The sequence below is a fragment of the Pseudomonas sp. UF-293 genome (assembly GCF_058245595.1).
In genome coordinates, this window is the sequence record NZ_JBSICA010000029.1 from 12,236 (window position 1) to 24,946 (window position 12,711).

Below are 12,711 nucleotides of genomic sequence, written 5' to 3' on the forward strand. Positions count from 1 at the left end.
GGGTCGCCGCGCGCGATCATTTCTGTGCTGCCCCGGAAAGTCCCGGAGGGTGACTCGTCATCGACGTGCTTCGGGCAAGCATAGCGCTCACCTAGAATCAGTCGACAAATTGTTGCCAAGTATCTTTTACAGCAGGTCTTTTATCAACAACTCAGCCAGTTGCACGGCATTGAGCGCCGCGCCTTTGCGTACGTTATCTGACGTCAGCCAAAGATTTAGTTCCGCCGGGTCGTCGACACCACTGCGCACGCGGCCGACGTAGACCACGTCCTGCCCCACCGCATCGCCGACAGCGGTCGGATAATCGCCGGCCTCGACCAGCTCGATGCCCGGTGCAGCCTCGAGCGCGGCGTTGACCTTTTCCAGGTCAACAGCGCTGCCTGACTGCAAGGTCACGCTAAAGCTATCGCCAAAAAACACCGGGGCTTGAACGCAAGTGGCAGAAATCTTCAATAAAGGTTTTGCCAGCACCTGGCGCAACTCGCGTACCAGACGCTTTTCCAGCAGCGTGTGACCCTGGGCATCCGGCGTGCCGACCTGGGCCAGCAGGTTGAAAGCCATTTGCCGATCAAAGAAAGTCGGCTCCAGCGGACGCATGTTCAGCAGCTCGGCAGTCTGCCGCGCGAGTTCGGTGACCGCCTCACGACCTTGGGCGGAAACGGCCAGGTTGGCGGTGACGTTGACGTATTGCAGATCGAGCAGATCAAGCAGCGGCGCCAGCACCACTGCAAGCGTAGTGGCCGACGGGCTTGGGCTGCTGACCTGGAATGGGCTTTTCAGACTGGCGAGAATATCGGCATTGGCCTCGGGCACCACTTGTGGCGCCTGATCCGCAGGCAACGCGCCGGACAGGTCGATCAACGAGCAACCGGCAGCATGGGCGCGAGCGGCGTAGCTCAGCGACACCGCAGCGCCGGCAGCGAAAAACACCAGTCTGACTTTGCTGAAATCGAACTCGTCGACCTCGCGCACACGTACGTTTTTGTTGCGGAACAGCACCGAGCTGCCGGCCGACTCACTGCTGGCCAACAGGTGCAGATTGCCGACCGGGAAATCGCGCTCTTCGAGAATCTGTACGAGGGTTTCGCCGACAGTACCGGTGGCGCCGATAACGGCGATATCGAAAGTCTGGGTCATGGAGCTACCTCTGGCAAAACGGGGGGAGCGGCACTTTACCGGGTGGGTGGCGCACAGGCAATTTCTGCGGGATTTGCGGCGGCTGTACCAGCCCTTTCGCGAGCAGGCTCGCTCCCACAGGAGACCGCGTTTCAATGTGGGAGCGAGCCTGCTCGCGAAGACGGCAGCACAGACACCGGAGAAATCCTTGGCATAAAAAAACCCGCACCTCTCACAAGGCGCGGGCTCTTTCACAACTTCAAGCGATCAACGCTCCAGCAGGATCCGCAGCATGCGGCGCAGCGGTTCGGCCGCGCCCCACAGCAGTTGGTCGCCGACGGTGAAGGCACCGACGAATTGCGAACCCATGTTCAGCTTGCGCAGACGACCGACCGGTACATTCAGGGTACCGGTGACCTTGGTCGGGCTCAGCTCCTGCATGCTGATCTCACGGTTGTTCGGTACCAGCTTGACCCACGGGTTGTGCTGGCTGATCAGCCCTTCGATATCGGCAATCGGTACGTCTTTGTTCAGCTTGATGGTCAGCGCCTGGCTGTGGCAGCGCATGGCGCCGATGCGCACGCAGATGCCGTCGACCGGGATCGGGCTCTTGAAGCGACCGAGAATCTTGTTGGTCTCGGCCTGGGCCTTCCACTCTTCGCGGCTCTGGCCGTTCGGCAGTTCCTTGTCGATCCACGGGATCAGGCTGCCGGCCAGCGGTACACCGAAGTTTTCGGTCGGGTACGCTTCGCTGCGCATGGCCTCGGCCACGCGACGGTCGATGTCGAGGATCGCGCTCGCCGGGTCGGCCAGTTGATCGGCGACAGCGGCGTGGGTCGCGCCCATCTGCTTGATCAGTTCACGCATGTTCTGCGCGCCGGCACCGGAGGCCGCCTGATAGGTCATGGCGCTCATCCATTCGACCAGACCGGCCTCGAACAGACCGCCCAGGCCCATCAGCATCAGGCTGACGGTGCAGTTGCCGCCGATGTAGTTCTTGGTGCCCGCGTCCAGTTGCTGGTCGATGACCTTGCGGTTGACCGGGTCGAGAATGATCACCGCGTCATCGTTCATGCGCAGGCTCGACGCCGCGTCGATCCAGTAACCCTGCCAGCCGGCTTCGCGCAGCTTGGGGAATACTTCGCTGGTGTAGTCGCCGCCCTGGCAGGTCAGGATCACGTCGAGGGTCTTCAGCTCGTCAATGCTGTAAGCGTCCTTGAGCGGAGCAATGTCCTTGCCCACGGACGGGCCTTGGCCACCGACGTTGGAAGTGGTGAAAAACACCGGCTCGATTAGATCGAAATCCTGCTCTTCCAGCATCCGCTGCATGAGCACGGAACCGACCATCCCGCGCCAACCGATCAGACCTACACGTTTCATCGCAACTACACCTTCTTGAAAAGTGGGCCGCTGCTTTGTATTGAATTTCGCAGCGGGCCCGAGAGATTACAGATTCCGCAGCGCGGCGACTACTGCGTCGCCCATTTCCTGCGTACCGACTTTGGTACAACCGGCGGAGTGGATGTCGCCGGTGCGCAAGCCCTGATCGAGCACGACGCTGACGGCTTTTTCGATGGCATCGGCAGCGTCGTGCAGATTGAAGCTGTAACGCAGCATCATCGACACCGACAGGATCGTCGCCAGCGGGTTGGCAATGCCTTTACCGGCAATGTCCGGGGCCGAACCGTGGCACGGCTCGTACATGCCCTTGTTGTTGGAATCCAGCGAGGCCGAAGGCAGCATGCCGATCGAACCGGTGAGCATCGACGCTTCGTCGGAGAGGATGTCGCCGAACATGTTGTCGGTGACGATCACGTCGAACTGCTTGGGTGCGCGCACCAGTTGCATGGCGGCGTTGTCGACGTACATGTGGCTCAGTTCGACTTGCGGGTAATCCTTGGCCACTTCTTCGACAATTTCACGCCACAGTTGGCTGGACGCCAGCACGTTGGCCTTGTCCACCGAGCAGAGTTTCTTGCCACGCACCATGGCCATGTCGAAACCGACACGAGCGATGCGGCGGATTTCGCTTTCGCTGTACGGCAGGGTGTCGTAGGACTGACGCTCGCCATTGTCCAGCGTACGGGTGCCACGCGGCGCGCCGAAGTAGATGCCGCCAGTCAGCTCACGGACGATGAGGATGTCCAGGCCGGCAACGATTTCCGGCTTCAGGCTCGACGCATCGGCCAGCTGCGGATACAGAATCGCCGGACGCAAGTTGCCGAACAGGCCCAGTTGCGCACGAATCTTCAGCAGACCGCGCTCAGGGCGGATGTCACGCTCGATAGTGTCCCATTTCGGACCACCGACCGCGCCGAGCAGCACGGCATCGGCAGCACGGGCACGATCGAGGGTTTCGTCGGCCAGCGGCACGCCGTGCTTGTCGATGGCCGCACCACCGATCACGTCGTGGCTCAACTCGAAGCCCAGGCTGTACTTGTCATTGGCCAATTCCAGCACCTTGACCGCTTCGGCCATGATTTCCGGACCAATACCGTCACCCGGGAGAATCAGAATCTGCTTGCTCATGCTTTCCTCGTGTCTTCAAGCGGTGCGCCACTGAAAGGCGCGCCGGGAAAAATTCTTAGCGCTCGGCCATCAGTACGATCACATCGGTACTGAACGAGCCGTCGGCATCGATCTCAAAATACTCACGCACTTCATTGCCCATCGACTGCTGCAACTGGCGGATCGCCGCGCGCATCACTTCAGGCGTGCGCATGCGCTCGACCCAACTGCCGTACTCCAGACGCAGGCGCTGACGGGTGGTGCTGCGCACCTGCAGACCGGCCTCGCTGACCTGGCGCAGCCACTCGGCGGCGGAGTAGTCGCGCACATGGCTGGTGTCGCGCAGCACCTCAACGCTTTGCAGGTAAGTGTCGAACAATGGACTGCCCGGTGACAACACATCAACGAACGCCGCCACGCCGCCTGGCTTCAGCACCCGGCGTACTTCGCGCAACGCCAGGCCAAGGTCGCTCCAGTGATGCGCCGAATACCGGCTGAACACGAAATCGAACTCGCCATCGGCGAACGGCAAGCGCTCGGCTGCGCCCTTGACGGTAACGATGTTGCCTAAGCCGCGATCGACGGCAGCGCCGGCAACCACGTCGAGCATTTGTTGCGACAGGTCGTAGGCGACCACTTCCTTGACCAATGGAGCGACGTGGAAACTGACATGGCCTGCGCCGCAACCCAAGTCCAGTACACGAGCCTCGCCCTGCCCGGCCAGCTCAGCCTGTAGCAATGCGAATTCGGTGCCTTGAGCGTGCACGGCGCTGCTCAGGTAGGCGGCGGCCTGTTCACCGAATTGCTTTTGTACGACCTGAGTGTGTTGGGCGGTGCTGGTCATGGTCACATCCTGGTATCTATGTTGTTTGCGCTGCCGTCTTCGCGAGCAGGCTCGCTCCCACAGGGGAATGCACTCCAAGGTGGGAGCGAGCCTGCTCGCGAAGGGGCCAGCCCCGACTACATCAATCTCAAATCAGGCGTCGCGAAACAACCACGGCTGACTAACCCGATGCTTGGCCTCGAACGTCGCAATCGCATCGCCGTCCTGCAAGGTCAGGCCGATATCGTCCAGACCATTGAGCAGGCAGTGCTTGCGGAACGCATCGATCTCAAAGCTGTACACCTTGCCATCCGGGCGGGTCACGGTCTGCGCCTGCAAGTCGATCTGCAATTGATAACCCGGCTCGGCTTCAACCTGCTTAAACAGTTCATCAACTTCTGCATCGCTGAGAATGATCGGCAGCAGGCCGTTCTTGAAACTGTTGTTGAAGAAGATGTCGGCGTAGCTCGGCGCGATGATGCTGCGGAAACCGTACTCTTCCAGCGCCCACGGCGCGTGCTCACGGCTCGAGCCGCAGCCGAAGTTCTCGCGGGCGAGCAATACGCTGGCACCCTGATAACGCTCGGCGTTGAGGACGAAATCCTTGTTCAACGGGCGCTTGGAGTTGTCCTGATACGGCTGGCCGACATCCAGATAACGCCACTCGTCGAACAGGTTCGGACCGAAGCCGGTGCGCTTGATCGACTTCAAAAACTGCTTGGGAATGATCTGATCGGTGTCGACGTTGGCACGATCCAGAGGCGCGACAAGACCAGTGTGCTGAGTAAATGCCTTCATCTTTACTGTGCTCCTTGGATCAATTCACGAACGTCGATGAACCGGCCGTTCACCGCTGCCGCCGCTGCCATCGCCGGGCTGACCAGGTGGGTACGGCCACCGGCGCCCTGACGGCCTTCGAAGTTACGGTTGGAAGTCGACGCGCAATGCTCGCCGGACTCCAAACGGTCCGGGTTCATCGCCAGGCACATCGAGCAGCCCGGCTCACGCCATTCGAAACCGGCTTCGAGGAAAATCTTGTCGAGGCCTTCGGCTTCGGCCTGCGCCTTGACCAGACCCGAGCCCGGCACGACGATCGCCTGCTTGATGGTCGAGGCGACCTTGCGGCCCTTGGCGATCACCGCAGCGGCGCGCAAGTCTTCAATGCGCGAGTTGGTGCAGGAACCGATGAACACGCGATCGAGCTGAATGTCGGTGATCGCCTGATTGGCGGTCAAACCCATGTATTTCAAGGCGCGGACGATCGAGTCGCGCTTGACCAGATCCATTTCCTTGGCCGGGTCCGGCACATTCTGATCAACGGCCAGAACCATCTCCGGGGAAGTGCCCCAGCTGACTTGCGGCTTGATTTGCGCAGCGTCCAGCTCGACCACGGTGTCGAACTTGGCATCGGCGTCGGAAACCAGGTCTTTCCAGGCTTCGACGGCCATGTCCCACTGCTCGCCTTTCGGCGCGAATGGACGACCTTTGACGTAGTCGATGGTCTTCTGGTCCGCCGCCACCAGGCCGACGCGGGCGCCGGCTTCGATGGACATGTTGCAGATGGTCATGCGGCCTTCGACGGACAGATCGCGGATCGCGCTGCCGGCAAATTCGATGGCGTGGCCATTGCCGCCGGCGGTGCCGATCTTGCCGATCACCGCAAGGACGATGTCCTTGGCGGTCACGCCGAACGGCAATTGGCCTTCGACGCGCACCAGCATGTTTTTCATTTTCTTGGCGACGAGACACTGGGTGGCGAGCACGTGCTCGACCTCGGAGGTGCCGATGCCGTGGGCCAATGCGCCGAATGCGCCGTGGGTCGAGGTGTGCGAGTCGCCGCAAACCACGGTCATGCCCGGCAGGGTCGCGCCCTGCTCCGGGCTAATCACGTGAACGATGCCCTGACGCACGTCGTTCATCTTGAATTCGACGATGCCGTATTCATCGCAATTGTCGTCGAGGGTCTGCACCTGCAAACGCGAAACCTGATCGGCAATGGCTTCGATGCCGCCCTTGCGCTCCGGGGTGGTCGGTACGTTGTGGTCCGGGGTCGCAATGTTGGCATCGATGCGCCATGGCTTGCGCCCGGCCAGACGCAGGCCTTCGAAGGCTTGCGGCGAAGTCACTTCGTGGATGATGTGACGATCGATGTAGATCAGCGCCGAGCCATCGTCGCGCTGCTTGACCAAATGCGAATCCCAGAGCTTGTCGTAGAGCGTTTTGCCGGCCATCAGACGGTTCCTCATCAGCTTGTTTCTATGCCCTGGGCTTATCAATAACCCTTTGGCTTGTGAGGCCGATCCTATGGGGTTAGATTAAATAACTCAAATTCATATTTTTTATGCTTTGGATAACCAACTGGAATGCGACATGGACTTGGCTAACCTCAACGCTTTTATTGCCATCGCCGAGACCGGCAGCTTCTCCGGCGCTGGCGAACGCCTTCATCTGACACAACCGGCGATCAGCAAGCGCATTGCCGGACTCGAGCAGCAATTGAAGGTGCGTCTGTTCGACCGATTGGGCCGAGAAGTCGGCCTGACCGAGGCCGGGCGCGCCCTGCTGCCGAGGGCTTATCAGATTCTCAATGTGCTCGACGACACCCGCCGCGCCCTGACCAATCTGACCGGTGAAGTCAGCGGTCGCCTGACCCTGGCCACCAGTCACCACATCGGCCTGCACCGTTTGCCGCCTCTATTAAGGGAGTTCACCCGCCGCTACCCACAGGTTGCGCTGGATATTCAGTTCCTGGATTCGGAAGTTGCCTACGAGGAAATTCTCCACGGCCGCGCTGAACTGGCGGTCATCACCCTCGCGCCAGAGCCGCATACCCTGGTCAAAGCCACGCCGGTATGGGACGACCCGCTGGATTTCGTCGTCGCCCCGGAGCATTCGCTGATCAACAACGGCGTCGTCAGTCTGGCGGACATTGCCGGTCATCCGGCGGTTTTCCCCGGCGGCAACACCTTTACTCATCATATCGTCCAGCGTTTGTTCGAAGCCCAAGGCCTCACGCCGAACATCGCCATGAGCACCAACTATCTGGAAACCATCAAGATGATGGTCTCCATTGGCCTGGCCTGGAGCGTGCTGCCGCGCACCATGCTCGACGAACAGGTGGCAAGCATCGCATTGCCGGGCATACAGCTCACTCGCCAGCTAGGCTATATCTTGCACACCGAACGGACGCTATCGAATGCAGCAAGAGCCTTCATGGCCCTGCTGGATGCACAGATCGATCGGCCAGGGACTCCGGCCTGACTTGTGCTACTCCTATAGAGCCGCTCCTGTGCCTAACGCCACTCAGCTCAAGGCCCGCTGACAATGCCGAAATCTGTTGACCGAATTCCGCCGATGCCGCGAATCCAGGCTGTAGATCCGCGACACTCCGAGCAGAGCTGGGAAAGCGCGCCGCAATTGCTCGCCGCGCTCAACGGCGCGCGGCTCGGTGCCTGGTATTGGGACATCGAGCGCGGGCAGATCAGTTGGTCGCGGGGCACTCAGGCGTTGTTCGGGTTTGATCCACGACAGCCGCTTCCGGCAGACCTTGAATACCTCGACCTGTTGCCGCCGGAGGACCGCGCGAAAACCGTGCGTGCCTTCCACGCGGTGATTGCCGGCGCCCCGCTGGAGCAGGCGATGCATCACCGCATCCGCTGGCCCGACGGCAGCCTGCACTGGCTGGAGATCAGCGGCAGCCTGCTGCCAGACAAGAACGGCCGGCCCCGAATGATCGGGGTGATTCGTGAAATCACCCACCAACGCCAGCGCGAGCAGGCCCTGAGCAGCTCGGAGAAACGTTTCGCGACACTTTTCCACCTGTGCCCGAACATGGTTCTGCTGACCCGTCAGGATGACGGTCTGATCAGCGAGGCCAACCAGTATTTCGAAAGCCTGTTCGGCTGGCCGGTGCAAAGCGCAATTGGCCGCACCACCCTGGAACTGGGCCTGTGGGTGCATCCCGAGCAACGCGCCGAACTGGTGAAGAAAACCAAAGCCAAGGGCGAGCTGATCAGCATGGAAGTGCAGTTCCGCGCCAGCAACGGCCAGGTGCACGACGGCATCCTCAGCGCGCAGAAGGTCGAACTCGAAGGCCAGCCCTATCTGCTCAGCACATTCCTCGACACCACTGAACGCAAAGCCGCCGAACTGGCCTTGAAGGACAGCCAGGAACGCCTCGACCTGGCGCTGGATTCAGCGCAACTCGGCACCTGGGACTGGCACATCCCCAGCGGCATGCTTTACGGCTCGGCGCGCGCCGCGCAACTGCACGGGCTCGAGCCGATCCCATTTCATGAATCATTCGAGGAGTTTTTCGAAGGCGTGCCGGGCGAGGAGCGCGACAGCATGCGCGACGCCTACCGCAGCCTGCGCGAGGGCCCCGCCGGCAATTATCAACTGACCTATCGCGTGCAACTGCCCGACGGCAGCTCGCGCTATCTGGAAAGCCGCGCGCGTCTCTATCGCGACGACAACGGCGCACCGCTGCGCATGGCCGGCACGTTGCTGGACATCACCGATCAGGTCGAGCGCGAGCAGCGTCTGGTGGCCTCGGAAGAGAAATTCGCCACGCTGTTTCAGGTCAGCCCCGATCCGATCTGCGTCACGCGCCAGGAAACCGGAGAATTCATCGAGATCAACTCGAGCTTCAGCCAGACCTTTGGCTGGAGCGCCGCCGATGTGATTGGCCACACCGCCGAAGAGATCGGCCTGTGGGACGCCTCGGCAAAAAGCCTGCAACGCATCGAACGGGTAATTCGCGAACAAGGCCTGAGCAACGTGGCCATTCTGGTTCAGCACAAGGACGGCCAGTCGCTGACCTGCGTGATTTCCAGCCGGCAGATCAGCGTCGGCGACCAGCCGTGCATCGTCACCACCCTGCGCGACATCACCCAGCAACAACGCTCGGAAGCGGCGCTGAAGGCCAGCGAAGAAAAATTCGCCAAGGCGTTCCACTCCAGCCCCGACGCCATCACCATCACCGAGCGCGACACCGGGCGTTATCTGGAGGTCAACGACGGTTTCTGTCGCCTCACCGGCTACCGCGCCGACGAAGTGGTGGGCAAAACCGTTTATCAGGTGGGGATCTGGGCCGAAGAGAAACAACGCTCGACCTTGCTCGCCGAACTGCAGATCAAGGGCCGCGTGCATCATCAGGAAATGCTCGGGCGCAACAAGCGCGGCGAATTGCTCACGGTGGAAGTCTCGGTCGAGCCGATCACCCTCAATGAAACCGCGTGCCTGCTGCTGACCGCGCGCGATGTCAGCCTGTTGAAGAACGCCGAAGCGCAGATTCGTCACCTGGCCTATCACGACCCGCTGACCAACCTGCCCAACCGCGCCCTGCTGATGGATCGCCTGAGTCAGCAGATCGCCCTGCTCAAGCGCCACAATCTGCGTGGCGCCTTGCTGTTTCTCGACCTTGATCACTTCAAGCACATCAACGACTCCCTCGGCCACCCGGTCGGCGACACCGTGCTGAAAATCATTACCGCGCGGCTCGAAGCCAGCGTGCGCATGGAAGACACGGTGGCGCGCCTCGGTGGCGATGAGTTTGTGGTGTTGCTCAGCGGCCTCGAAGGTTCGCGCAGTGAAGTCAGCGAACAAGTGCGCGCGCTGGCCGACACCATTCGCGAATTGCTTTCGGAGCCGATGTTCCTTGATGGCCAGCGCCTGCAAGTGACGCCGAGCATTGGCGTCGCGCTGATCCCCGATCACGGCTCGACCCCGACCGACCTGCTCAAACGCGCCGACATCGCCCTGTACCGGGCCAAGGATTCCGGGCGCAACACCACGCAGATGTATCACAACACCATGCAGAAAGCGGCGAGCGAACGCCTGCGTATGGAGACCGACCTGCGTCTTGCGCTGTCGCGCGGCGAGTTCAACGTGCACTTTCAGCCACAGGTCGATGCCCGCGACAACCGCATCATCGGCGCCGAAGCCCTGGTGCGCTGGAATCACCCCGAGCTCGGCGCGCAATCGCCTACTGAATTCATCAAAGTGCTGGAAGACAGCGGCCTGATTCTCGAAGTCGGCACGTGGATCCTCGATGAAGCCTGCAACGCCTTCAAACAATTGATCGCACTGAAACTGGTCGACCCGCTCAACTTCAGCCTGTGCGTGAACATCAGCCCCCGACAGTTCCGCCAGAACGATTTCGTCGAACGCATCGAACACAGCATGATCAGCCACGGCCTGCCCTGCTCGCTGCTGAAACTGGAAATCACCGAAGGCATCGTCATCCAGAATCTGGAAGACACCATCAGCAAAATGCGCCGCTTGAAAAAGCTCGGCGTGAGCTTCGCCATGGACGATTTCGGCACCGGTTATTCGTCGCTGACTTATTTGAAGCGTCTGCCGGTAGACACCCTGAAGATCGACCAGTCGTTCATCCGCGATGCGACCACCGACTCCAATGTTGCCGAGATTATTCGCGCAATTGTCGCGATGGCGCGCAGCTTGGAATTGGAAGTGATTGCCGAAGGCGTGGAGACGCCGGAGCAGTTGGCGTTTTTGCAGGGGTTGGACTGCCATTTGTATCAGGGCTATCTGCACAGCCGGCCGGTGGGATTGGAGGATCTGAAAAAACTGCTCGAATAGCGGACACAAAAAAGGGCGCCATCACTGGCGCCCTTTTTGTTGCCCGACGTTATTGCAGGACGGGCTGCTGCGCTCCATTGATCGGGATGCGCTTGGCTTTCGCTTCTTCCGGGATCACACGAAGCAGGTCGATGCTCAGCAGGCCGTTGCGCAGGGCAGCGTCCTTGATCTCGATGTGATCGGCCAGACGGAACGACAGCTTGAAGGCTCGCTGGGCGATGCCTTGATGCAAGAACGTGACGCTTTCGTCAGTGTCACGCTTGCCGCCACTGATGGTCAGCACACCCTTCTCGACTTGCAGGTCCAGGTCTTCTTCCTGGAAACCGGCGGCCGCGACGACGATACGGTATTGGTCATCACCGTGTTTTTCGACGTTGTAGGGTGGGTAGCTGCTGCCTGGCTCGTTGCGCAGGGCGGTTTCGAACAGGTCGTTGAAACGGTCGAAACCTACCGAGGAACGGAACAGTGGCGCGAGAGAAAATGCAGTACTCATGATTCAAATCTCCTGAAAACAATCAGCAAGGTTTTGTGTCTCCGCGACCCGAATTCGGCATCGCGTAACCCTTAGATAGGGACCGCTGTTTTGATTTCAAGAGATTATTTTGAGATTTTTTATGCGGCCTCGACGAGCGGCAATCCGAGCAGACGCGAGACTTGATCCGGCTCGGTTTCGCGGCGCAGAACGGTGAAAAGCTCGGCGGCTTCCGGGTAGTTGCGCGTCAGCATGGCCAGCCATTGCTTGAGACGACCGGGCGATTGCCGGGCGGTCATCTGCGCTTTGGCCTGCAGCCAGAAGTCCTGAATCAGCGGCATCAGTTCGGCCCAAGTCATTTCAATGACCTCCTCGCCGGCCCGAGCGGCAGCGATTTGCCGGGCCAGATCCGGACGAGAAACCAGGCCACGACCGAGCATGATGTCTTCGACACCGCTGATTTCGCGGCAACGACGCCAGTCTTCGACGCTCCAGATATCCCCGTTGGCAAACACCGGCACCTTGACCACGTCCTGCACACGCGGGATCCACTCCCAATGCGCCGGTGGTTTGTAGCCGTCCATTTTCGTCCGCGCATGTACGACGATGTGCTCTGCCCCGCCTTCGGCCAGCGCCGTGGCGCAGACCAGCGAACCGTCAGGACTGTCGAAACCCAGGCGCATCTTGGCGGTAACCGGAATACGCGCCGGCACGGCGCGACGGACGTGCTCGACGATCTGGTTGAGCAACTCCGGCTCCTTGAGCAGCACGGCCCCGCCACGGGATTTGTTGACGGTCTTGGCCGGGCAGCCGAAGTTGAGATCGATCACTTCCGAGCCGAGTTCGCAGGCCAGCGCAGCGTTTTCCGCCAGGCACACCGGATCGGAACCGAGCAATTGCACCCGCAGCGGCACACCGGACGCAGTGCGGGCACCGTTGAGCAACTCGGGGCCGAACTTGTGAAAGTACGCCGGGGTGAGCAACTGGTCGTTGACCCGAATGAATTCGGTCACGCACCAGTCGATGCCGCCAACGCGGGTCAGCACGTCGCGCAGGATGTCGTCGACCAACCCTTCCATGGGCGCCAGAGCAATTTGCATGGGGAAACACTACTTGAAGAAAAACGTGCGGCAGTTTACTGGATATCGCACAAAACCGCAGATCCCTTGTAGGAGCTGCCGAAGGCTGC

At 60.7% G+C, this 12,711-nt stretch carries 10 protein-coding genes; 2 read left to right on the top strand and 8 right to left on the bottom strand.

Features of this window, described 5'->3' with window-relative positions:
• Nucleotides 1–126 precede the first annotated feature (126 nt).
• The 6 genes from AC4IHP_RS22995 to leuC form a co-directional block, all read right to left on the bottom strand.
• Nucleotides 127–1,137: an aspartate-semialdehyde dehydrogenase gene (locus tag AC4IHP_RS22995; protein ID WP_122506453.1), complete on the bottom strand. Its 1,011-nt coding sequence runs from the start codon at nt 1,135–1,137 to the stop codon at nt 127–129.
• 246 nt (nt 1,138–1,383) lie between these two features.
• The gene (gene asd / locus AC4IHP_RS23000) at nt 1,384–2,496 is read right to left on the bottom strand and encodes an aspartate-semialdehyde dehydrogenase (RefSeq protein ID WP_071171651.1); all 1,113 of its coding nucleotides are present in this window, start codon (nt 2,494–2,496) and stop codon (nt 1,384–1,386) included.
• A gap of 66 nt (nt 2,497–2,562) precedes the next feature.
• Nucleotides 2,563–3,645 carry a 3-isopropylmalate dehydrogenase gene (gene leuB, locus AC4IHP_RS23005; protein ID WP_460117937.1) on the bottom strand — a complete coding sequence of 361 codons (1,083 nt, stop codon included), beginning with the start codon at nt 3,643–3,645 and terminating at the stop codon, nt 2,563–2,565.
• Nucleotides 3,646–3,700: 55 nt separating this feature from the next.
• Nucleotides 3,701–4,468: a class I SAM-dependent methyltransferase gene (locus AC4IHP_RS23010; RefSeq protein WP_490832843.1), complete on the bottom strand. Its 768-nt coding sequence runs from the start codon at nt 4,466–4,468 to the stop codon at nt 3,701–3,703.
• 132 nt (nt 4,469–4,600) lie between these two features.
• Nucleotides 4,601–5,245 (bottom strand): 3-isopropylmalate dehydratase small subunit, encoded by a 645-nt coding sequence (gene leuD, locus AC4IHP_RS23015; protein ID WP_024012386.1) that lies wholly within the window; start codon nt 5,243–5,245, stop codon nt 4,601–4,603.
• Nucleotides 5,246–5,247: 2 nt separating this feature from the next.
• On the bottom strand, nt 5,248–6,678 hold the full coding sequence (gene leuC / locus AC4IHP_RS23020; protein ID WP_041478531.1) for a 3-isopropylmalate dehydratase large subunit: 1,431 nt from the start codon (nt 6,676–6,678) through the stop codon (nt 5,248–5,250).
• A 139-nt stretch (nt 6,679–6,817) separates the two neighbouring features.
• Between leuC and AC4IHP_RS23025 the strand changes: the two genes are divergently transcribed.
• Together AC4IHP_RS23025 and AC4IHP_RS23030 are read left to right on the top strand one after the other, a co-directional pair.
• Nucleotides 6,818–7,708, top strand: coding sequence for a LysR family transcriptional regulator (locus AC4IHP_RS23025; RefSeq protein ID WP_285409039.1), 891 nt, complete (start codon nt 6,818–6,820; stop codon nt 7,706–7,708).
• Between the two features lie 63 nt (nt 7,709–7,771).
• Nucleotides 7,772–11,050: a PAS domain S-box protein gene (locus AC4IHP_RS23030; RefSeq protein WP_490832844.1), complete on the top strand. Its 3,279-nt coding sequence runs from the start codon at nt 7,772–7,774 to the stop codon at nt 11,048–11,050.
• Between the two features lie 49 nt (nt 11,051–11,099).
• On the opposite strand, the gene AC4IHP_RS23035 is transcribed toward AC4IHP_RS23030, so the two are convergent.
• On the bottom strand, nt 11,100–11,543 hold the full coding sequence (locus AC4IHP_RS23035) for an Hsp20 family protein (protein WP_039762036.1): 444 nt from the start codon (nt 11,541–11,543) through the stop codon (nt 11,100–11,102).
• Nucleotides 11,544–11,662: 119 nt separating this feature from the next.
• Nucleotides 11,663–12,622: a tRNA dihydrouridine synthase gene (locus AC4IHP_RS23040; protein WP_490832845.1), complete on the bottom strand. Its 960-nt coding sequence runs from the start codon at nt 12,620–12,622 to the stop codon at nt 11,663–11,665.
• Nucleotides 12,623–12,711 lie beyond the last annotated feature (89 nt).

Coding starts and splice junctions, on each gene's coding strand:
- leuB (WP_460117937.1), bottom strand. CDS start 3,645: ATGAGCAAGCAGATTCTGATTCTCCCGGGTGACGGTATTGGTCCGGAA.
- leuD (WP_024012386.1), bottom strand. CDS start 5,245: ATGAAGGCATTTACTCAGCACACTGGTCTTGTCGCGCCTCTGGATCGT.
- AC4IHP_RS23040 (WP_490832845.1), bottom strand. CDS start 12,622: ATGCAAATTGCTCTGGCGCCCATGGAAGGGTTGGTCGACGACATCCTG.
- AC4IHP_RS23025 (WP_285409039.1), top strand. CDS start 6,818: ATGGACTTGGCTAACCTCAACGCTTTTATTGCCATCGCCGAGACCGGC.
- AC4IHP_RS22995 (WP_122506453.1), bottom strand. CDS start 1,137: ATGACCCAGACTTTCGATATCGCCGTTATCGGCGCCACCGGTACTGTC.
- AC4IHP_RS23010 (WP_490832843.1), bottom strand. CDS start 4,468: ATGACCAGCACCGCCCAACACACTCAGGTCGTACAAAAGCAATTCGGT.
- AC4IHP_RS23035 (WP_039762036.1), bottom strand. CDS start 11,543: ATGAGTACTGCATTTTCTCTCGCGCCACTGTTCCGTTCCTCGGTAGGT.
- AC4IHP_RS23030 (WP_490832844.1), top strand. CDS start 7,772: ATGCCGAAATCTGTTGACCGAATTCCGCCGATGCCGCGAATCCAGGCT.
- asd (WP_071171651.1), bottom strand. CDS start 2,496: ATGAAACGTGTAGGTCTGATCGGTTGGCGCGGGATGGTCGGTTCCGTG.
- leuC (WP_041478531.1), bottom strand. CDS start 6,678: ATGGCCGGCAAAACGCTCTACGACAAGCTCTGGGATTCGCATTTGGTC.